Origin of the sequence: Streptomyces sp. NPDC046203 (genome assembly GCF_040646255.1) — a bacterium.
Classification (GTDB): domain Bacteria; phylum Actinomycetota; class Actinomycetes; order Streptomycetales; family Streptomycetaceae; genus Streptomyces.
Genome location: NZ_JBEYZX010000012.1, coordinates 39,869 through 61,031 on the forward strand (window position 1 = coordinate 39,869; position 21,163 = coordinate 61,031).

At 72.8% G+C, this 21,163-nt stretch carries 18 protein-coding genes and 1 tRNA gene; 4 read left to right on the forward strand and 15 right to left on the reverse strand.

What is annotated here, in order from left to right; all coding sequences use genetic code 11:
- Positions 1–66: 66 nt before the first annotated feature.
- From ABZ990_RS12715 to ABZ990_RS12725, 3 genes are read right to left on the reverse strand one after another with little or no spacing between them, the layout of a single operon-like run.
- Entirely contained in the window at positions 67–891 is an 825-nt protein-coding gene (locus ABZ990_RS12715; protein ID WP_361229637.1) for an ABC transporter ATP-binding protein, read from the reverse strand.
- Positions 888–1,649 (reverse strand): cobalt ECF transporter T component CbiQ, encoded by a 762-nt coding sequence (cbiQ, locus tag ABZ990_RS12720; protein ID WP_361229640.1) that lies wholly within the window; start codon positions 1,647–1,649, stop codon positions 888–890. Before cbiQ ends, ABZ990_RS12715 begins: the two co-directional genes overlap by 4 nt.
- Position 1,650: 1 nt before the next feature.
- Complete coding sequence (locus tag ABZ990_RS12725) at positions 1,651–2,793, reverse strand: energy-coupling factor ABC transporter permease (protein WP_361229642.1); 1,143 nt, start codon at positions 2,791–2,793, stop codon at positions 1,651–1,653.
- Between the two features lie 284 nt (positions 2,794–3,077).
- Between ABZ990_RS12725 and ABZ990_RS12730 the strand changes: the two genes are divergently transcribed.
- Positions 3,078–3,533 carry an SsgA family sporulation/cell division regulator gene (locus tag ABZ990_RS12730; RefSeq protein WP_361229645.1) on the forward strand — a complete coding sequence of 152 codons (456 nt, stop codon included), beginning with the start codon at positions 3,078–3,080 and terminating at the stop codon, positions 3,531–3,533.
- Between the two features lie 133 nt (positions 3,534–3,666).
- Here ABZ990_RS12730 and ABZ990_RS12735 read toward each other — a convergent pair whose 3' ends face one another.
- Together ABZ990_RS12735 and ABZ990_RS12740 are read right to left on the reverse strand one after the other, a co-directional pair.
- The gene (locus ABZ990_RS12735; protein WP_361229648.1) at positions 3,667–5,940 is read right to left on the reverse strand and encodes an MMPL family transporter; all 2,274 of its coding nucleotides are present in this window, start codon (positions 5,938–5,940) and stop codon (positions 3,667–3,669) included.
- A gap of 130 nt (positions 5,941–6,070) precedes the next feature.
- Positions 6,071–6,643, reverse strand: coding sequence for a TetR/AcrR family transcriptional regulator (locus ABZ990_RS12740; protein ID WP_361229651.1), 573 nt, complete (start codon positions 6,641–6,643; stop codon positions 6,071–6,073).
- A 331-nt stretch (positions 6,644–6,974) separates the two neighbouring features.
- On the opposite strand from ABZ990_RS12740, the gene ABZ990_RS12745 reads away from it, so the two are divergent.
- Positions 6,975–11,192 (forward strand): S41 family peptidase, encoded by a 4,218-nt coding sequence (locus ABZ990_RS12745; RefSeq protein WP_361229654.1) that lies wholly within the window; start codon positions 6,975–6,977, stop codon positions 11,190–11,192.
- Here the strand turns inward: ABZ990_RS12745 and ABZ990_RS12750 are convergent.
- The 5 genes from ABZ990_RS12750 to ABZ990_RS12770 form a co-directional block, all read right to left on the reverse strand.
- Entirely contained in the window at positions 11,135–11,686 is a 552-nt protein-coding gene (locus tag ABZ990_RS12750) for a GNAT family N-acetyltransferase (RefSeq protein ID WP_361229657.1), read from the reverse strand. The two genes, ABZ990_RS12745 and ABZ990_RS12750, sit on opposite strands and share 58 nt — an antisense overlap.
- 237 nt (positions 11,687–11,923) lie before the next feature.
- Complete coding sequence (locus tag ABZ990_RS12755; protein ID WP_361229659.1) at positions 11,924–12,103, reverse strand: hypothetical protein; 180 nt, start codon at positions 12,101–12,103, stop codon at positions 11,924–11,926.
- A 176-nt stretch (positions 12,104–12,279) separates the two neighbouring features.
- Positions 12,280–13,161 carry an SDR family oxidoreductase gene (locus ABZ990_RS12760; protein ID WP_361229662.1) on the reverse strand — a complete coding sequence of 294 codons (882 nt, stop codon included), beginning with the start codon at positions 13,159–13,161 and terminating at the stop codon, positions 12,280–12,282.
- Positions 13,158–14,192, reverse strand: a complete 1,035-nt coding sequence (locus ABZ990_RS12765; RefSeq protein ID WP_361229851.1) for an alpha/beta fold hydrolase — start codon at positions 14,190–14,192, stop codon at positions 13,158–13,160. The genes ABZ990_RS12760 and ABZ990_RS12765 overlap by 4 nt, the downstream gene beginning before the upstream one ends.
- A gap of 44 nt (positions 14,193–14,236) precedes the next feature.
- Complete coding sequence (locus ABZ990_RS12770; protein ID WP_361229665.1) at positions 14,237–15,772, reverse strand: NAD(P)/FAD-dependent oxidoreductase; 1,536 nt, start codon at positions 15,770–15,772, stop codon at positions 14,237–14,239.
- A 417-nt stretch (positions 15,773–16,189) separates the two neighbouring features.
- Between ABZ990_RS12770 and ABZ990_RS12775 the strand changes: the two genes are divergently transcribed.
- Entirely contained in the window at positions 16,190–16,804 is a 615-nt protein-coding gene (locus ABZ990_RS12775; RefSeq protein ID WP_361229853.1) for a MerR family transcriptional regulator, read from the forward strand.
- Positions 16,805–16,930: 126 nt separating this feature from the next.
- On the opposite strand, the gene ABZ990_RS12780 is transcribed toward ABZ990_RS12775, so the two are convergent.
- A complete protein-coding gene (locus ABZ990_RS12780; protein WP_361229667.1) occupies positions 16,931–17,734 on the reverse strand; it encodes an exodeoxyribonuclease III in 804 nt (267 codons plus the stop codon).
- 60 nt (positions 17,735–17,794) lie between these two features.
- On the opposite strand from ABZ990_RS12780, the gene ABZ990_RS12785 reads away from it, so the two are divergent.
- Entirely contained in the window at positions 17,795–18,289 is a 495-nt protein-coding gene (locus ABZ990_RS12785) for a GNAT family N-acetyltransferase (protein WP_361229670.1), read from the forward strand.
- Positions 18,290–18,477: 188 nt separating this feature from the next.
- On the opposite strand, the gene ABZ990_RS12790 is transcribed toward ABZ990_RS12785, so the two are convergent.
- The 4 genes from ABZ990_RS12790 to ABZ990_RS12805 all read right to left on the reverse strand — a co-directional run bounded on the left by ABZ990_RS12790 (position 18,478) and on the right by ABZ990_RS12805 (position 21,076).
- A tRNA-Ala gene (locus ABZ990_RS12790) sits at positions 18,478–18,551 on the reverse strand.
- Between the two features lie 97 nt (positions 18,552–18,648).
- On the reverse strand, positions 18,649–19,797 hold the full coding sequence (gene glpR, locus ABZ990_RS12795) for a gephyrin-like molybdotransferase receptor GlpR (RefSeq protein ID WP_361229673.1): 1,149 nt from the start codon (positions 19,795–19,797) through the stop codon (positions 18,649–18,651).
- 146 nt (positions 19,798–19,943) lie between these two features.
- Entirely contained in the window at positions 19,944–20,567 is a 624-nt protein-coding gene (locus tag ABZ990_RS12800) for a GNAT family protein (RefSeq protein ID WP_361229675.1), read from the reverse strand.
- The gene (locus tag ABZ990_RS12805; RefSeq protein WP_361229856.1) at positions 20,564–21,076 is read right to left on the reverse strand and encodes a molybdenum cofactor synthesis domain-containing protein; all 513 of its coding nucleotides are present in this window, start codon (positions 21,074–21,076) and stop codon (positions 20,564–20,566) included. The genes ABZ990_RS12800 and ABZ990_RS12805 overlap by 4 nt, the downstream gene beginning before the upstream one ends.
- Between the last annotated feature and the right edge of the window lie 87 nt (positions 21,077–21,163).

The following is a 21,163-nucleotide window of genomic DNA, read 5'->3' on the forward strand; positions in this document are numbered from 1 at the left end:
GCCGGGAGGTCACGGCCCCGGGTGGGCCCCGGGTCCGCGACGGCTCCCCGGCCGGGGCCGGCCGGGTCAGACGACCGAGCTCGGCACGAACCCGTACGGCAGCTCCAGCCGGTGCCGCGCCATCAGCTCCTCGTCCGTCAGGATGTCCGCCGTCCGCCCGTCCGCCGCGATCACGCCGTCGCTGAGGATCACCGAGCGCGGGCACAGTTCGAGCGCGTACGGCAGGTCGTGGGTGACCATGAGGACGGTGACGTCCAGGGTGCGCAGGATGTCGGCGAGCTCGCGGCGCGAGGCCGGGTCCAGGTTGGACGAGGGCTCGTCGAGGACCAGGATCTCCGGCTCCATCGCGAGCACGGTGGCGACCGCCACCCGGCGCCGCTGCCCGAAGGAGAGATGGTGCGGCGGCCGGTCCGCGAACTCGGCCATGCCCACCCGGGCCAGCGCCTTCGCCACCACCGCCTCCAGTTCGGCACCGCGCACACCGGCCGCCGCCGGGCCGAAGGCCACGTCCTCGCGGACGGTCGGCATGAACAGCTGGTCGTCGGGGTCCTGGAAGACGATGCCGACCCGGCGCCGGATCTCGGCCAGGTTCCGCTTCTCCACCGGCAGCCCGGCGACGGTGACGCCGCCCGCGCCGCCGGTCAGGATGCCGTTGAGGTGCAGGACGAGGGTGGTCTTGCCGGCGCCGTTGGGGCCGAGCAGCGCGACCCGCTCGCCGCGCCCGACGGTGAGGTTCACGCCGAAGAGGGCCTGATGGCCGTCCGGGTAGGCATATGCCAGACCGCGTACATCGAGGGAGGGCAGGTCCGAGGACGGATCCGAGGCATAGTCCGACGGACGGCCCGAGAGACGACCTGAGAGACGGTCCGAGGAACGGGAGGAGGAGGTCATAGCGTCCATCCGAGGAGGCAGATCAGCAGGGCGGTGAGCGGGAGCGCGGCGGCGTACCGCCACTGGGCGGCGGTCGCGGTGGCCTCGTCGATGACCGGGATGCTGCCGGTGTAGCCGCGGCTGACCATGGCGAGATGGACCCGTTCGCCGCGCTCGTAGGAGCGGATGAAGAGCGCGCCGGCGGACTTGGCGAGGACGCCCCAGTGCCGTACTCCGCTCGCCTCGAAGCCGCGCGAGCGGCGGGCGATGGACATCCGCCGCATCTCGTCGGTGATCACGTCCCCGTAGCGGATCATGAACGACGCGATCTGGACGAGCAGCGACGGCAGCCGGAGCCGCTGGAGGCCGAGGAGCAGGGCGCGCAGTTCGGTCGTGGCGGCGAGGAGGACGGAGGCGGCGACGCCGAGGGTGCCCTTGGCCAGGACGTTCCAGGCGCCCCAGAGGCCGGGGACGGAGAGCGACACCCCGAGGACGGTGGTCTGCTCGCCGGGCACCACGAACGGCATGAGCACGGCGAAGGCCACGAACGGCACCTCGATGAGCAGCCGTTTCAGCACGAAGCCGGCCGGGACCCGGGCGCACGCGGCGACCACGCCGAGCAGCACCGCGTACAGCGCGAAGGCCCACATCGCCTCGCGGGGCGTGGCGACGACCACGGCGACGAAGGCGAAGACGGCGGCGAGCTTGGTGTGCGGGGGCAGGGCGTGGACCGGTGAGTGGCCCTGCCGATAGAGCTTGTGCGCGTGTCCGGCGCCCATGTCAGACGGCTTTCCCGGCCGAGGCGGAGGTGGAGGCGGTGGCGGGGGCGGGGGCGGGGGTCGTACGGCCGGTGCCCCGGCGACGGACGATCCAGAACGCGCCGGTGCCGACGGCCAGGGTCGCGCCCACGCCGATCACCCCGGCGAGACCGCCGGAGAGGCGGGCGTCGGAGACGTCCCTCACCCCGTAGTCGGCGAGCGGGGAGTCCGCCGCGGCGTGCGGCTTGACCTCGGCGTCGATGCCCTTGTCGGCGGCGACCTTCTCCAGGCCGTCGGGGCTCGCGGAGGCGTAGAAGGAGACGAAACCGGCGAGGACGAGGGCGGTGCCGACGCCGGTGATCCACAGCTTCCGGGACGACCGTACGGCCGGGGCGGCGGCCGGGGTGGCGGTGCCGGTGGCCGGAGCGGTAGCGGTCGGAGCGGCGTCGACGAGTTCGCCGTCGACGCGCAGCTTGAGCGGGGTGGTCAGGCCCCGGGCGCCGTACACGAGGTCGGGCCGGACGGCGATGACCGCGCCGACGGTCAGCATGGTGATGACGGCCTCGCCGATGCCGATGAGGACATGGACGCCGACCATCGCGGTCAGGACCTTGCCGATCGGCACGTCGGTGGTGCCGCCGAGCGCGTAGATCGCGGTGAAGACGGTGGCGGCGGCCGGCACGGACACCAGCGCGGCGACGAAGGACGCCACGGTGACCGAGCGGCGGGTGCGCGGCAGGACGAGCACCAGGCCGCGGAAGAGCCCGTACGCGACGACGACGGTGACGACGCCCATCACGGTGATGTTCACGCCGAGCGCGGTCAGACCGCCGTCGGCGAACAGGACACCCTGCATGAGCAGCACGACGGCGACGCACAGGACACCGGTGTACGGCCCGACGAGGATCGCCGCGAGCGCGCCGCCGAGGAGATGGCCGCTGGTGCCGGCGGCGACGGGGAAGTTGAGCATCTGGACGGCGAAGATGAAGGCGGCGACGAGTCCGGCCAGCGGGGCCGTCCGCTCGCCGCCGTGGCCCTGGCCGCCGGTGGCCGTACCGCCGAGTTCCCTACGGGCCCCGCGCAGGGCGAGGGCGACCGCACCGGCGGCCACGACACCGGCGGCGGCCGATACGGGGGCGTTGATAAATCCGTCAGGTACATGCACAACCGGCATGATAGAGCGCTCCTGCGAATGGTTTGCAAGAGCACGTACCGGACAGGAGCGAGCGGAAGACCCCGCTCCGGTCACGCGTGCGTTCGGGCTTGCGTTCGAGCAAAGCGGGGTACCCGTTACTGATGACGCGTACGAGTGTGAGGAGTCGTCCCATGCCCCGCATACCCCGCGCCGCACACACACCGGGGGCCGCCGACCCGGGGCTCCCCGGAGCCGCCGGGCCGCTCGACACCGCCGGAGTACCCGGGATGCCAGGGATACCCGGGACGCCAGGGATGCCCGGGGCGCCCGGGATCACGGCCACCACCGGCGCCACAGGCACCTCTGATCCTCCGCCCGGCCCCACCGGACCCACCGGCCCCACCGGATCCACCGGCCCCGCCGCGTTCCGCGAGATCGCCGACCAGGCCCAGGGACAGATCGTCGGCGACAACCCGCTGACCCGATCCGTACCGGTCCGGCTGCGCTACGACCCCGGCACCGACCCCGCGACCGTGCGCTTCGGCTTCCCCGACGACGTCGAGTGGGCCTTCCCGCGCACCCTCCTGGAGACCGGGCTGCGCACCCCGGCCCGGGGCGGGGACGTCGAGGTGTGGCCGTGCGGGCGGGTCCAGACGGTGGTCGAGTTCCACACGGCCGACGGCGTCGAGGTGGTGCAGTTCGACACGACCGCGCTCACCCGGTTCCTCAGACACACGTACGCCGCCGGCGCACCGTTCCCGGCGCACTGACGGCGTACGACCGCACCGTGTCCCCGTCCCCACGGGCCCGGCGCGAGACCGGAGCCGGCCGCCCGCTCGTGCGGCGGCCCCGGAGCTGAGGGGTGGCGGGCGCGCCCCGGGACGTCCCCGGGGCGCACGCGCGTCATCGGCGGTTCGTGACGAGTTCCTTGTCGGACTCGGTGTCGGTACCGGTACCGGTACCGGTACCGGCAGTGGCCGCGGGCGTGGCCGCTCCGGCCGGAGCACCCTCCGCCACCAGGCCCTCGCCCTCGACGTCCACGTTGGGGAGCACGCGGCCGAGCCACTTCGGCAGCCACCAGGCGGTGTGGCCGAGGAGCGCGAGCACGGCCGGGACGATGGCCATCCGGACGATGAACGCGTCGAAGAGGACGGCGACGGCCAGACCGAAGCCGATCATCTTGACCATCTGCTCGCTGGAGCCGATGAAGCCGGAGAAGACCGCGATCATGATCACCGCGGCGGCGCCGACCACCCGGGCGCCGTGCCGGAAGCCGTCGACGATCGCCTCGCCGGGGCGCGCCCCGTGGACGTACGCCTCGCGCATCCGCGTGACCAGGAAGACCTCGTAGTCCATGGCGAGACCGAAGACGACACCCACCATGAAGATCGGCATCATCGACATGATCGGGCCGGTCTGCTCGACCCCGAACAGGCCGCCGAGCCAGCCCCACTGGAAGACCGCGACGACCGCGCCGAGGGCGGCGACGACGGAGAGCAGGAAGCCGAGGGCCGCCTTCAGCGGGACGAGGACCGAGCGGAAGACCACCATGAGCAGCAGGAAGGCGAGTCCGACGACGAGTGCCAGGTAGGGCAGCAGGGCGTCGTTCATCTTCTGCGAGAAGTCGACGTTCATCGCGGTGGCGCCGGTGACCAGGACATGGTCACCGGTGGTGTCACGGATGTCGTGGACGAGCTGCTCGGTCTCCACGGAGGACGGGCGGTCCTTCGGGATGACCGTGATCATCGAGGTGTCGCCGGCCTTGTTCGGGGTCGGCGGGGTGACGGCCGCGACGCCGTCCAGGCCCTTGACCGCGGAGACGGCCTTGTCGGCGGCGGCCTTGTCGCCGTCGACGACGAGGAGCAGCGGACCGTTGAACCCGGGGCCGAAACCGTCGGACAGCAGGTCGTAGGCGCGGCGCTCGGTGGTGGAGGTGGGCTTCACACCGTCGTCGGGCAGGCCCATCTCCAGGGACGCGGCCGGTACGGCGATCGCGCCGAGGCCGAGGACGCCGACGAGCAGGACGAGCAGCGGGCGGCGGATGACGAACCGGGCCCAGCGGGTGCCGGCGTTCGGCTTGCCCTCCGGCCGGACCGTCCCGTCGGCGCCGTCGGCACCCTCGGCACCCTCGGCGGCGGCCTGGGCCTTGAGCTGCTTGCGCGCCTTGCGGCCGACGACCTTGTCGCCGGCGAAGCCGAGCAGGGCCGGGATGAGGGTGAGCGCGATGAGGACGGCGATCACGACCGTGCCGGCCGCGGCGACACCCATCTTGGTGAGCATCGGGATGTTGACGACGGCCAGGCCCACCAGGGCGATGACCACCGTCAGACCGGCGAAGACGACGGCGGAACCGGCGGTGCCGACCGCCCGCCCGGCGGCCTCTTCCTTGGCGCGGCCCTCGGCGAGCTCCGCACGGTAGCGGGAGACGATGAACAGCGCGTAGTCGATGCCGACCGCGAGGCCGATCATCATCGCGAGGGTGGAGGTGGTGGAGCCGAGGTCGAGCACGCTGGCGAGCGCGGTGATCGTGGAGACACCGATGCCCACACCGATGATCGCGGTGAGCAGCGGCAGCCCGGCCGCGACGAGCGAGCCGAAGGTGACGACGAGCACGAAGCCCGCGATGACCACGCCGACGACCTCGCCGGGTCCGGTCTCCGGCATGCTCTGCAGCGCGTCGCCGCCGATCTCGACGGTCAGGCCCTGGCCCTGCGCCTTCGCGCCGGTCTCCTTGAGCGCGTCACGGCTCGCGTCCGACAGCTCCATCGCGTTGACCTTGTACGCGACGGAGACGTAGGCGGTCCTGCCGTCCTGGGAGACCGCGTTCACCGCGAACGGATCGACGACCTGGGCGATCTCCTTCGAACCGGCCTTCAGGTCGGCGACCGTGCGCTCGACCTTGGCCTTGTTCGCCGGGTCCGTCATCTTCTGGCCGGCCGGGGCCTGGTAGACGACGCGCGCGGTGGCGCCGTCGGCGCTGGCGCCGGGGAAGCGTTCTTCGAGCAGGTCGAAGGCGCGCTGGGCCTCGGTGCCGGGTATGGAGAAGGAGCTGGAGGTCGCGGTCGGCGCGGTGGCGGCGCCGACTCCGGCGATCGCCAGCAGCGCCACCCAGAGCAGGGCGACGAGCCGGCGGCGCCGGAAGGCGGACCGGCCGAGCTTGTAGAGGAACGTGGCCACGGGGGGCGTACTCCCGGTATCGAGGGGTCAGGGCATGGGGAGCCGGCCCGACGGCGTGAGCGGTGCGACGTCAGGGTTTGCGGGGCAGGGTTTACGGGACTTGCGGGATTTTCGGGGCTTACGGGGGGTGTCAGGCGCCGAGCGAAGGGAGCACGACGGCGTCGACGTAGGACCGGAGGAACTCCAGGTCCACCGGTTGCCCATCGATCAGCGGGCGGGTGATGAACGCGCCGATCATCATGTGGGGAACGAGTTTCAGCGCCGGGTTGCCGGCGTCGATCTCGCCTCTGCGGACGGCCCGCCCGAGCATCTCGTCGAGCCCGGTGATCTCGGGTTCGATGAGCAGTTCGTGCAGCGCCTGGAGCAGTTCGGGGTTGTGGTGGACCGCGTGGATCAGGCCCCGCATCAGGGCGGAGTCCTGTTCCAGCCGGCAGTCGTCCGACGCTTCCAGGCCCGCCATGAGGTCACCGCGCAGGGTGCCGGTGTCGATCCCGGCGAGCGCGACCGGCTTGCCGCGGCGCAGGGCCCTCGCGACCAGTTCGGGCTTTCCGCCCCACTGGCGATAGAGGGTGGCCTTGCTGCAGTGGGTACGGGCGGCGACGGCGTCCATGGTGAGCGCGTCGTACCCGACTTCCCGCAGCAGATCGAGCACGGCCGCGTACAGCTCGGTCTCCCGCTCGGGAGTGAGCCTGCTGCGTGCCATGTCCGGCCTCCTGGTCCGTACTCGGTGTTCCGGTACCCCGGTGTCCGCGCCCGGCGTCCGTACACGTCGACGAGACGAGGACGGGTGGGACGGGGTGGGACGGGTGGGACCGGGCGTGTGGGATGGGTGACGAGTCCGAGCCGCGCGGGCATCGAGGGATGGGGACGGCCACGATGAACGAAACGGTTTCGTACTCGTACCCCTCGACGATACCCCCGGCCTCTCAGCGAAACGAAACCGTTTCGTACGTGTCCTGAACCACAGCCGGAGCGGGAACGATGGGACTGACGTACGAGTTGCCGCACCCCCTTCACGCGGAAAGCATGAGGACGTGAGTGACGACCGCGCCTACCTCCGCTTCCCGCACCTCCACGGCGAGCTGCTGTGCTTCGCAGCCGAGGACGACCTCTGGGTCGCGCCGCTCGCTCCCGAGGGCCACCGGCCGGACCGGGCCTGGCGGATCACCGTCGACCGCACCCGGATCGGCCACCCGCGCTTCTCCCCCGACGGACGCCACATCGCCTATACGAGCTGGCGCAGTCTCGACCCCGAGATCCATCTCGCCCCCGTGGACGGCGGGCCGTCCAGGCGGCTCACCTACTGGGGCTCCACGGACACCCGGGTCTGCGGATGGTCCCCGGACGGGGACATCCTCGCCGTCTCCTCGCACAACCAGCCGTTCTCCTACTACTCCTGGGCCTACACCGTGCCCACCGACGGCTCCCCCGGCGGCCGCATGCCCTGGGGGCCGGTCTCCGACATCGCCGTCGCCGACCTCGACGGCCGGCGGCGCACCCTGCTCCTCTCCGGCACGCCCCCGCACGAGCCCGCGTCCTGGAAGCGCTACCGCGGCGGCGCCATGGGCCGGCTGTGGCTGCACGGCGAACGGCTCCTCCCCCACCTCGGCGGCCACCTCGAAGCCCCCCTGTTCGTCGCCGCGCCCGACGGCGAACCCGGCGGGACCCGGATCGCGTTCCTCTCCGACCACGAAGGCATCGGCAACCTCTACTCCTGCCTCCCGGACGGCACCGACCTGCGCCGCCACACCGACCACGACGAGTTCTACGCCCGGGGCGCGTCCAGCGACGGGCGGCGGGTGGTCTACCAGTGCGCGGGCGAGCTGTGGATCGTCGACGACCTGACCGCCGGCGCCCGGCCGCGCCGCATCGACGTACGCCTCGGCGGACCGCGCACCGGACGGCGCCCCTACCAGGTGCCCGCCGCCCATCACGTCGACGGCCTGTCCGTCGACGAGACCGGCCGGGCCAGCGCCGTCACCGTGCGCGGCAGCCTCTACTGGCTCACCCACCGCGACGGCCCGGCCCGCACCATCGCCGACACCCCCGGCGTACGGGTCCGGCTGCCCGAGATGCTGGGCAGCAGCGGACAGGTCGCCTACGTCACCGACGCCGACGGCGAGGACGCCGTCGAGATCGCCTACCTGCCGCGCGCCAGCGGCGGCCGCGCACCCCGCCGGCTGGCGTCGGGTGTCCTCGGCCGGGTCGAGGAGATGGTCTCCGACCCCGACGGCGAACGCCTCGCCATCGCCTCCAACGACGGCCGCCTTCTCCTGATCGACCTCACCGAGGAACCCGGCACCGCTCCCCTCGCCCTCACCGACGTGCTCCCCTCCGCACCACCGGACCCCCTCACCGCCGCCCCACTCCCCCTGACGGAACCCTTCACCACCTCGCCGCTGGGCAGCCACGGCACTGTCGCTGCTCCCGGGGCTGAGGAGGCTTCGGGGGGCGGCGCGGGTGCGGGTGCGGGTGCAGGGATGGAGACGGGGACGGGTACGGCTGCGGGGGCGGGGGCGGGGGCGAGTGTGGACGCGGACACGGGTGCGGGTGCGGGAAGGGCGACTGAAGCCGAGGGGACTGCGGGGGCCGGCGGACCGGCGAGGACTGAGGGGGCGACGGACGCCGAGGGGCCCGCAGGGGCCGGGAAGTCCGAGGGAGCCGAGAGGGCTGGGGGAACCGAGAAGGCTGGGGGCGCCGGGAGAACCAAGGAGTCCGAGGAAACCGAGGGGGTGGGGGCCCCCTCCCCCTCCCCCTCCCCCTCCCCCTCCCCTCCCACCCCACCCCCGCCCCCACCCTCCGCCACCACCAACCCGCCCACGCCCGCCGGCTCCCCGGCAGGCGCCGGGACCGCCGGGACCGCCGGGACCGCCGGGACCGCCGGGACCGCCGGGACCGCCGGGACCGCCGGGACCGCCGGGGGCAACGACGGCTCCGGCGACGCGTCACCTCCCGAAGCCCCCGCTACTCCCACCGCCGCCGCGACTGCCGCCACCTCCGAGGCCGGCGAAGCCCTCAACGCCACAGGAACTCCGACCGGCTCGGGCGCCCCAAGCAACCCGGTTGCCCCAGGCAGCTCGGACGGCTCGACCGCCCCAAGCGGCTCCGGTGCCCCCGCCGACTCCGACAGCCCCACCGGCAGCCCGACCAGCCCCACCAGCCCCGCCAGCCCAGCCGCCGGAACCGACGCCGAAGCCTCCGGCGGCTCCTCGGACACCGGCGCCGGACAGGTCACCGAACTGATCCGCTCCGTCAACGGCCCCGTCCGCGACCTCGCCTTCTCCCCCGACGGCGCCTGGCTCACCTGGTCCCACCCCGGTATCGGCCGCTCGCTGCGCTCCATCAAGATGGCTCGCATCTCCGGCACCGGGGCCGGTGTCGTCGTGGACGTCACCAACGGGCGCTTCGAGGACGAGAACCCGGTCTTCACTCGCGACGGCCGCTATCTCGCCTTCCTCTCCTGGCGCGGCTTCGACCCGGTGTACGACGTGCACACCGGCGACCTGTCCTTCCCGCTGGGCTGCCGTCCCTATCTCGTACCGCTGTCCTCCGCGACTCCCTCTCCCTTCGCGTTGCTCCCCGACGGGCGGCCCGCCGGCGGCGGTATGGACCCCGCCGACGAGGAGGCCGGCGCCGGGGACGGCACGGTCACCGTCGAGGTCGAGGGACTCCCCGACCGGGTCACGCCCTTCCCCGTGACCGCCTCCAAGTACTCCGCTCTCCAGCCCGTCGCCGGCGGCGGCCTGGTGTGGCTGCGCTGGCCGATCTCCGGCGCGCTCGGCGAGACCTTCGCCAATCCGTCCGATCCCTCCCCCCGCCCCACGCTGGAGCACTACAACATCCCCAAGGCCCGCAAGACCGAACTCGTGGGCCACCTCGACTGGTTCGCCCTCAGCGGCGACGGCTCCCGGCTCGTCGTGGTCGACGAGGGCGACCTGCGGGCGGTGCCCGCCGCCGAGATGGGTGACGCCGACTCCACCGTCTACCTCGATCTGCGGCGCATCGTGCACGAGGTGGACCCGGCCGCCGAGTGGCGGCAGGCGTTCGACGAGGCGGGCCGGATCATCCGCGCCTACTTCTGGGAACCGGACATGGGCGGCGTCGACTGGACGGCCGTGCTCGACCAGTACCGGCCCCTGGTCGAACGGGTCGCCTCACCCGACGAGTTCGCCGACCTCCTGCGCGAGGTCCTCGGCGAGCTGGGCACCTCCCACGCGTACGTCACCCCGGCGCGGCGCAACGAGGGGCCGCCCCAGTACCAGCGCCCGCAGGGCCTGCTCGGTGTCAATCTCCTTCCTCGGGACGGCAACTGGACGGTCAAGCGGATCCTGCCCGGCGACTCCTCCGACTCCAAGGCCCGTTCGCCGCTCGCCGGCACCGGCATCCGTGAGGGAGCGGCCCTCACCCATGTCGACGGCCGCCCCGTCGACCCCGTCGCCGGCCCCTACCCCCTCCTTTCCGGAACGGGCGGCACCACCGTCGAACTCACCTTCAGCCCCGCCGAGGGCGAGGGTCCCCCCCGGCGGATCGCCGTCGTCCCCCTCATCGACGAACGGCCCCTGCGCTACCAGGACTGGGTGGCCAAACGGCGGGCCGTCGTCCGGGAACTCAGCGGCGGCCGCTGCGGCTACCTCCACATCCCCGACATGGGCGGCTCCGGCTGGGCCCAGTTCAACCGCGACCTGCGCATGGAGGTCTCCCGGCCGGCTCTCATCGTGGACGTCCGGGGCAATGCCGGCGGCCACATCAGCGAGCTGGTGATAGAGAAACTCACCCGCAGGATCCTGGGCTGGGACCTCACCCGTAACGCCCAGCCCGTCTCGTACACCTCCAACGCTCCGCGCGGCCCCGTCGTCGCCCTGGCCGACGAGGCCACCTCCTCCGACGGCGACATGATCACCGCCGCTTTCAAGCTGCTCCGGCTCGGCCCCGTCGTCGGCCAGCGCACCTGGGGCGGTGTCGTCGGCATGACGGGCCGCCATCTGCTGGGCGACGGCACCCAGATCACCGTCCCCATGAACGCGGCCTGGTTCCCCGAGTACGGCTGGTCCATCGAGAACCACGGCGTGTCGCCGGACCTCGCGGCCCTGCGCACCCCGCTCGACTGGGCCGAGGGCCGGCACGCCCAGCTCGACGACGCCGTCGTCGTGGCGCTGGCCCTGCTGGAGGAGAACCCGGCCGCGAGCCCGCCCGGCTACGAGGCCGTGCCGGACCTCTCCAGGCCCAGACTGCCGCCGAGGTCCAGCTCGTAGGCGATCCCCGGCTGGTCCCCGCCGTCACCGCCCGCGCCCGGGAGGGTCACCCCTCCGACGGCACCGAACCCGACCCGGGTCAGCACCGCCCGGGACGGCCCGTTGTCGAGGGTGGTGACGGCGGTCAGCCGGCTCAGCCCGTACTCCTCCCGGGCCAGGCGGCACAACTCCCGTATCCCCGCGGTCGCCACACCGCGCCCGGTGGCCTTCTCGGCCACCCGGTAGCCCAGTTCGGCGCTCCCGTCGGCCAGATCGACGAGATTGAACCGCCCGACTATCTCCCCGTCGTCCCCCACCAGTACATGGAAGGCGATCGTCCCGCTCTCCTGTTCGTCGAGCAGGGCCTGGTGCCGGGCGTCGAACCCGGCGAAATACGCGTCCCCGCGATCGGGCACGGACGCGGAGAAGTAGGCCCGGTTGTCCCGCTCGAAGGCGAGCAGGGCGGGCGCGTGGTCGGATCGCAGTCGCTCAAGGGCGAGTTCTGTGACGGACATGTGGATCACCGTACGTACCGGGCCGGTTCCGTGCAGCAAGTTATCCACAGGACTTCTTTAAACTCGGATTGTCGTACTACGACTCCGCCATGTCCCCACCCCGGACCCGCCCCCGGACCCGTCCCCAGGCACGGTCCCGGCCCGCCCCAGGCACGGTCCCGGCCCACCCCCAGACCCCACCCCGGACGCGCGAAGGCGCACCCGGCGTCCCGGGTGCGCCTCACTCGCGGGCCGGGGTCAGCCCCGACGGTCCTGCGGCTCGTCCTGACCGCCCTGGGGCTTGTTCCGGCCCTGCCGCGCACGGTCCTTGGCCTGTGCCGCGCGCTCGGACGCCTCGTCCTTCGCGCTGCCCATCTGCTGCCTGCCGCGGCTCTGGAGCTGCTGCTCCTTGTCCTGGAACTGGTCCTTGATGCCCATGAACGTCACTCCTAGACGGGGGTGGGGGGGGAGGCCCGGGGTTCGTACCCCTCGGGCCTCGACCAGACTGACACGGCCCACCACGCTGCGCATGTCGATCAGACACGCGCGGTCACGACAGCGCCGACGCGCCCCCGCACCCCGCCCTCGCTCCGCTCTCGACGGCGGGGCCGCCGTCACACCCGTTCGGATCGGGTCCGTTCGTCGGCCGCTCCGCCCGCGCCGACCAGCCCCTTCGACACCGCCCCGAGGCGCGGCTCGAAGCGCCGCATCTCGCGCTGCCCGACCCCGGCGATGAGGCCCGGCAGATAGCCGCGGCTCGACTGCATGCCGCGCAGCCACCACTGCGCGTACACATGGGCCGAGCGCCGCTCGACCCCCGCGACGATCCGGTCCACTGCCGGCCCGAGCGGATACGTGCGGTTCGCCGGCCACGGCAGCCGGGACCGCAACTCCCGCATGACGTCGTCCTGATCGGCGCCGCGCACCATGTCGGTGTCGGTCCACGACAGATAACCGACCCCGACCTTCACCCCCTTGTACGCGACCTCGGCACGCAGACTGTGCGCGAACGCCTCGACGCCCGACTTCGAGGCGCAGTACGCCGTCATCATCGGCGCCGGTGTCATCGCGGCCAGCGAGGCGATCTGGAGGAAGTAGCCGCGCGACTCCATCAGTACGGGCAGGAACGCCCGCGCGGTCACGGCCCCGCCGATCAGATTGACCTCGATGACCCGCCGCCACGCGACCGGGTCGGAGTCCACGAACGGACCGCCCGCCGCGACACCGGCGTTGGCGACGACGATGTCGACCTTGCCGAACCGCTCCTTCACCTCCGCCGCCACCCGCGCCATCGCCTCGTGGTCGGTGACATCGGCGTGCCACCAGTCGGCCTCGGTGTGCAGCCGCCCGGCGACCTCCTTCAGCAGCTCCGGCTCCAGACCGACCAGCGCGATCTTCGCGCCGCGCGCGGAGAGTTTGCGCGCGAGGAGCTCGCCGACACCGCGGGCGCCGCCGGTGACGACCGCGACCTGTCCTTCGAGGTTCATCCTGCTCATGCCCCTGCCTCCTCGTTCTCGCGTCCGTCTCCGTCTCCGCCGCCGTCCACCGCCGCCGCTGCGGCCACTGCGGCCGCACCGCTCCGCTCGCCCGGCTCGGCAGGCTCCCCCCGCTCGTCCTGCTTCACTCCCAGGTACGCGAGGGTCAGTTCGCGGATCTGCCCCGTGATGGCCTCCGGCGCCTCCACGGGTGTCATATGCCCCATGCCCGGAAGCACCGTCAGGCCCGTGCAGTGCGGCAGCGCGGCGGCCAGGCGGCGGGCGTGCACGGGCGGGGTGAGCCGGTCATCGCTGCCGACGACCACGGACACCGGCAGCCGCAGCTCCCGCACCTCCGCGTCGAGATCGAGCGTCGCCAGCACCTGCGACCAGCCGTAACGGGCCCCGCGCGGGCACGCGTGCACGAGGCGCGCGCAGGCGTCGACCCGCTCGGGCGGGCTGGCCGGGCCCATCGTGGCGTACTTGAGGATCCGCCGGGACACCGGCGTGACCGGCCCGAGCGGCGCCTTCGCGCCGAGCACGGCGCCGGTGAGACGGGTCCGCAGTCCGCCCGGCCCCAGCGGTACGACGAGTGCCTCGGCGGTCAGCCGCGCGGGCCCCGTCGAGCAGAGCAGCGCGGCGGCCGCGTGCTGCCGCAGAAGGGGCCGGCGGGCGGCGGCCATGATGGTCATGCCGCCCATGGAGTGGCCGACCAGGACCGCGCGTTCGCCGGGGCCGAGGGTGGCCGCGAGTACGGCCTCCAGGTCGTCGGCGAGCGCCTCGGTCGAGTAGCCCCGGCCGGTCGTACCGACCCCCGCCGCCCCGGATCCGACGCCGGAGCCAACCCCAGCCGAGACCGGGGCCGGGGCCGGGGAGCCGCCGTGCCCCCGCTGGTCGTACACGACAACCCGGTGGTCGGCGGCCAGGTCCCGTATCTGCGCGTCCCAGAAACGGGTACTGCAGGTCCAGCCATGCGAGAGGACGACGACCGGCGCGCCGGCCGGCCCGTACTCCTCGACATGGACGGCCGCCCCGTCGGCGGAGGTCACCATCGACGTACGCACGGGCGGAATCTTCGCCGCCCCGGCCACCCGGCTCACTGGACCGCCTCCTTCGCGCGCGTGGAGCCGGCCGCCGTGGCTTCGGAGGCTTCAGGGGTCTCGGGGGCGCGCAGCACCTCGTACTCGGAGAGGTCGACGGACCGCGTCTCGCGCCGGAACTCGGAGGTCGTGCCCGGCCACAGCGTGGTGTTGCGGCCGTTGGCGTCCAGGTACCAGCTGTCGCAGCCGCCCGCCTTCCACACCGTCCGCTGCATCCGGGACTGCACCCGGCGGTTCCAGACGCCGACGGCGGAGGGCCGGGCGTCGAGGGCCGAACGCCCGCCGATCGTGTTCAGCCGGCGCAGATAGTCGGCCATGTAGTTCAGCTGGGACTCGATCATGAGGATCATCGAGGAGTTCCCGAGGCCGGTGTTGGGGCCGATGATCGTCATGAAGTTGGGGAACCCGGCGGCGGTGGCGCCGCGCAGCGCCTCCATGCCGCCCTTCCACTGCTCGGCGAGCGTGCGGCCGTCCGCACCGACGACCCGCTCGGCGATCGGCATGTCGGTGACGTGGAAGCCGGTGCCGAAGACAATCGCGTCGACCTCGGTCTCCGTACCGTCGGCGGCGACCACGGTGTTCCCCCGGACCTCCTTGAGGCCGGAGGCGACGACGTCGACGTTGGGGCGGGTGAGCGCCGGGTAGTACGCGTTGGACAGCAGGATGCGCTTGCAGCCGAGGCGGTACGAGGGGGTCAGCTTGGCCCGCAGGGCCGGGTCCTTGACCGCCCGGGCGATGTTCGCCTTGGCGAGCCGTTCGATCAGGCCCAGCTCGTCGGGGCGCTTGGTGAACGCGCTGACCTGCAGCTCTCGAATGCCCCACAGCAGGCCGCGGCGGGCGGCCGTGGTGAACGGCAGCTGCCGGTGCAGCCAGCGCTCGGGGGCGCTGATGGCGCGGTCCACGCGGGGCATGACCCACGGGGGTGTGCGCTGGAAGACGGTAAGACGGCTCACCCGGGGCTGGATCGAGGGAACGATCTGGATGGCGGAGGCGCCGGTTCCGACCATGGCGACCCGCTTGCCCGTGAGGTCGTAGTCGTGGTCCCACTGGGCGGAGTGGAAGATCTTGCCGGTAAAGTCCGCGAGCCCCGGGATGTCGGGAATCTTCGGGTCGGAGAGCGGGCCGGTGGCGGAGACGACGACGTCGGCGGAGAAGGTGCCGCGGCTGGTCTCGATGTCCCAGCGCAGTTCGTCCGCGTTCCAGACCGACCGCACGACCTCGTGCCCCAGACGCAGATGCGGCCGGATCCCGAAGGTGTCGGTGACGTGCTCCAGGTACGCGCGGATGTGGCGCTGCCCGGAGAAGGTGCGCGGCCAGTCGGGGTTGGGTGCGAAGGAGAAGGAGTAGAGGTGGGAGGGGACGTCGCAGGCGCAGCCGGGGTAGCTGTTGTCCCGCCATGTGCCGCCCACGGAGTCGGCCCGTTCCAGGACGACGAAGTCGGTAATCCCCTCGCGGCGCAGCCGGACGGCGGCTCCGAGTCCACCGAATCCCGATCCGATCACCGCCACTCGTACGTGCTCGTGCTTCGCCACGCCGCCTCCCGTGCGCCCGGCCAAGATTCCGCCAGCGATCACTGGCACGATTGGACTGTAGGGCACCCACATACCAAGCGGTAGGGGTTGGGCGAGGGAAAGTTACCGGCGGTACAACATAGGCTGGCGGCCGTGGCGAAACGATCGGGAGAACAGGCCCCAGGACGGACCCCGGGACAGCCCGTGGGCCGGACCGTGAGCCGGGCCGTGGGCCGGGCCGTGGGCCGGACCGCGGGGGAGACCGCAGAGAAGACCGCGGGGCAGACCCCGCCCGCGCCCGGCTCCGGCGGGACGCGGACGGACACGGGAACGGCCGGGACAACGGGAACGGCGGGGGCAGCAGGGACGGCAGGAGCCGCCGTGCCTTCGGGTACGGCCGGGCCGGCGGGACCCTCTGGAGCGACACGCGAGTACCGGATGGCCGACCTGGCCGCCGAGGCCGGCATCACCGTACGCACCCTGCGCTTCTACCGTGAACGCGGACTGATCCCGCCACCGCGCCGCGAGGGCCGGATCGCCTGGTACGACGACCACCACCTGGCCCGTCTGCGCACCATCGCCGCCCTCCTCGAACGCGGCCACACCCTCAACGGCATCGCCGACCTCACCGCCGCCTTCGAGTCCGGACGGAACGTCGGCGAGGTCCTCGAACTCGGCCCGCCCACCGAGGAGGAGCCGGTCCGCCTCACGCCGGAGGAACTGGCCGACCACTTCGCCGGCGAGGTCACCCCCGAGAACCTGGCCCTGGCCCTCGACCTCGGCTACCTGGCCACCGACGGCCAGGACATCGTCCACATCAGCCGCCGCCTCCTCGACGTCTCCGCCGCGCTCGTGCGCGAGGGCGTCCCGCTGGCCGCCGTCCTGAAGGCGGGCGGACGGGTGCGCGAGCACGTGGAGGAACTGGCGGACCTGTTCACCGAGCTGCTCGGCACCTACGCCGGCCCCGAGGACGCGCGCCGGCTGCGCCCGCTGGCCAAGAGCGTGGTGGAGGCGGAACTCTCCCTCGCCCTGGACCGACGCCTGCGCCCCTGACCCGCCGGCCGGCCGGACAGCCGGACAGCCGGGGCGCAGGGGCGCAAGGGCGCGAAAAGCCGGAGCGCGGGGAGCCGGGGCGCGCGCGAACCCTCCGGGCCGCGGGCCCCCGGCTCGTACGTACGTCTACAGCTCGTAGACGACGGTGACGGGCGCGTGGTCGCTCCAGCGCTCCGCGTGCGTGGCGGCCCGCTCGACCTCCGCCTTGACGGCCTTGGCGGCGAGCCCGGGCGTCACCATCTGGTAGTCGATGCGCCAGCCGCTGTCGTTGTCGAAGGCCCGGCCCCGGTAGGACCACCAGGAGTACGGACCGTCCTGGTCGGGGTGGAGGGCGCGGAAGACGTCCACGTACCCGCCGTCGCCCTCGTCGAGGACCCGGCCGAGCCACGCCCGCTCCTCGGGGAGGAAGCCGGCGTTCTTCTGGTTGGCCTTCCAGTTCTTGAGGTCGGCCTCGTGGTGGGCGATGTTCCAGTCGCCGCAGACGACGACCTCGCGCCCGTCGGCGGCGGCCCGCTCCCTGAGCCCCTTCAGGTAGGGCAGGAACTCGTCCATGAAGCGGATCTTCTCGTCCTGCCGCTCGGTGCCGACCTCGCCGGACGGCAGGTAGAGGCTGGCGACGACGACACCCGGCAGATCGGCCTCGATGTAGCGGCCGCTCCCGTCGAACTCCTCGGAGCCGAAGCCGACGCGCACGGCGTCGGGCTCGCGCCGCGTGTAGAGCGAGACACCGGCGCGCCCCTTGGCGGCGGCGGGGGCATGGGTGACGAACCAGCCCTCCGGGGCACCGGCCGCGGCGGGCAGCTGCGCCTCCTCGGCGCGCACCTCCTGGAGGCAGACCGCGTCCGCGGAGGTGCCGGCCAGCCACTCGACGAAGCCCTTCTTGGCGGCGGCACGCAGACCATTGACATTCACGGTGGTCACAGTGAGCATCCCGGGAGAATACCGGCACCTCCACCCGAGCTCCGAACGAACAGAAGTGCGATTTACGGCATGCAGATCCGCCCGACACCTTTCGATCACCCCGACGCGATCAAGCTCAATGACGCCGTCCAGCTGGAGTACGCGGAGCGATACGCGGACGAGGACGAGGTCGGCGAGGGCGATCTCACTCCGCTCGACGCCACGATGTTCGTCCCGCCGCGGGGCCTGTACCTGCTGGCATATGACACATCCGACAGCCCGGTCGCCTCGGGCGGCTGGCGCACCCAGGACGCCAATCCCGAGGGCTACTCCGACGGCGACGCCGAACTGAAGCGCATGTACGTCACCCCGGACGCCCGCGGCCTGGGCCTCGCCCGCCGCATCCTGGCCCTCCTGGAAGCCGACGCCCGCGCGGCCGGCCGCACCCGCATGGTCCTGGAGACGGGCACGGCCCAGCCCGAAGCCGTCGCCCTCTACACGTCCAGCGGCTACGCACCCTCCCGCCCGAAGTTCGGCTACTACCGCGCGTACGAGAGCAGCCTCTGCTTCGCGAAGCAGCTCTAGCGGGATCGGGCGATCGGGCGCGGTGACGCGGCGGAAGCCGCGTCACCGGGTCGCCCGATCACCTGGACCGCCACCGCGCGTGGATGCCCCGCCGCGAAGATGGGCGGATGCCGGCGAAGACTCGAACAGCCCCTGGAATGACAAGAATCCCGCCCGATCAGATGATCGGGCGGGATTCTTGGTGTCTGTGGACCTGAGGGGATTCGAACCCCTGACCCCCTCGATGCGAACGAGGTGCGCTACCAGACTGCGCCACAGGCCCTTGCGACGTGTGAAACATTAGCATCCCGAGTGGCGGACTCGGAAATCCGCTCCCTCCCTGGTCAGCCGGGGGGCTGTCGCGGGCCCGGGCCGCCGGGTCATTCGTTGGCCGCGCGGGGGCGGTCGTCGTCCGCGTACTGGTCGAAGAGCGGGGTGCGGCCGTGGTCGCGGCGCGGGCGGTGGGGACCGCTGCGGCGGCGCGGGACCGGAGCCGGGGTGGGCTCGGGGGCCGCCGCGGAGGAGCGGGCCGCGCTCCAGGTCTCCGGGTCCGTCACGTCCACGCCGCCCGGCGCGCGCGGGGCGACCGGGGCGGTGACGTACGTGGGGAGCGGGACCGGCACCGGGTTCCAGCTGTCCCCGCGGGCCGGGCCGCGCTCACGCTGCTGGTCGACCCACTCCGCGTGGTCGGTCTGCTCCACCAGCGCGCGCCGGTCCGCCTCCTGCGGGGAGACCGACGGCTCGGGCGCCGGGGGCGCCGCCGGGGCGGGTTCCGGCTCGGGGATCGGGGCGGGACGGCGGCTCTCGCGCAACCGGGCCGCGGCGGCCTCGGCGTTGCGGCGGTCCATCACGTAGACGAAGCGCCGACGCTCCTGGACCCGCAGATAGACGATGTACGCGCTCAGCAGCAGGGCCGGGACCGCGGGGGCCCACAGGAAGGCGAGACCGCCGACGGCCGCGACGATCGCGCCGATCGTGAACGCGAAGAAGAGGCTCACCGTGGTGCGCCGGCGGCGGGCCAGGACCTTGCCGCGGCGGGCCCGCTCGGCCGCCGCCGCGTGCGGCTTCGCTCCCCGGGCGGACTTCGCCGGTCCCGCTGGTCCCGACGGTCCCGCCTGCTTCGACGCCGCCGCCGGGACCGGGCCGTCCGCGGACGACGGGGACGGAGACGAGGAGGAGGCCGCCGGGGCCCCCTTGGCCGCGGGACCCGTTCCCGGGACCTCCAGACGGGCTTCCGTCCTGGCCGCGGGCGCGCAGAAGCCCCGGACGTCGACCGAGCTCAAATGCTCCGTCGCCGCGTCCGGGTCCACGTCGGACACCGTGCCGTCCGCCGCCTTTTCCCGGTCCCGTAGCTCCTTGGCGTAACGACGCTCCATGCCCGCCCGTCCGGACAACAGCCGGATGGCGGTGCTGAAGCGTTCCGTCGGACGGGCCTCGTTCAGCTCGTCCTGCCTGCGGAGCCACATCGGCACCAGGTAGGCGGCCCAGGCTCCGACGATGACTGCGTAGATGAGGCCGCTGCTGCTCACGCCTCACACGGTAGAGGGGTTCGGGTGAGAGGATCGCCCAATTGGGCCGGTGTGTCGCACGATCTGGCTGATATCACTGAACTTTTTTCAGATTATTCAGTTCGACCGACCGTCAATCACCTCTGGAATTCGAACATTTATTTGAATTACTGATGCTGACGGCGCTTCTGTGTCTGATGCCAACGGCGCAGCAGACCCTCCGGCACCTCCTCCGCCGTCAGCGCGAAGACCAGATGGTCCCGCCAGGCGCCGTCGATGTGCAGATAGCGGGGCCGCAGCCCCTCCTCCCGGAACCCCAGCTTCTCCACGACACGCCGTGAAGGGCCGTTCTCCGGCCGGATACAGACCTCGACGCGGTGCAGTCCGACCGTACGGAAGCAGTGATCGACGGCGAGCGCGACCGCCGTCGGCATGACACCCCGACCGGCCACCGCGCTGTCGACCCAATAACCCACGTGCCCCGAACACATCGAGCCCCAGGTGATGCCCGCGACCGTCAACTGGCCGACGAGATTCCCCTGGTATTCGATGACGAACGGCATCATCCGGCCGGCGTTCGCCTCCGCCCGCAAATGGCGCACCATCTGACGGTACGTCGGACGCTGGGCCACCGGGCCGCCCGGACCGGGCGGCGGGACGGTCGCCTCCCAGGGACGCAGCCATTCGCGGTTGCGCCGGTTCACCTCGCGCCAGGCCCGCTGGTCACGCATCTTCATCGGACGGAGCAGCACGTCCCCGTCCACAAGGACCACGGGCCAGGACGGCATCATGACGCCGGGCCCGCTTCCGCCGCCGGTCTCGGGTGGTCGCCGCCGCGGATCTGGTCCACGGCGTGGACGAGGAGCGGCTCCAGGACGGCGAGCCCGTCCCGTACCCCGCCCGTCGACCCCGGCAGATTGACGATCAGCGTGGTCCGCGCGACGCCGGCGAGGCCGCGCGAGAGCGCCGCCGTGGGCACCTTGTCCCGGCCGTACGCCCGGATCGCCTCCGCGATGCCCGGGATCTCCCGGTCGAGCAGGCTCCGGGTCACCTCGGGGGTCTCGTCGGTGGGCGAGATGCCCGTACCGCCCGTCGTGACGATCACGTCGTAACCGGCCTCGATCCCGGCACGCAGCGCCGCCGCGACCGGCGCGCCGTCGGGCACCACCCGCGGGCCGTCCACGGCGAAGCCCGTCCGGCGCAGGCCGTCGGCGATCAGCGGACCACCCTTGTCCTCGTACACCCCGGCCGCCGCCCGGTTGGAGGCGGTGACGACGAGGGCGGCGTACGGGGCGAGCAGAGCGCCGCCGGCCGTGTCGGCGCCGGGCTCCGCCGGAGCGTGCGCCCCGTGCGGCCCCTGCCCTTCATGCTTCGCGTGCGCCCCGGC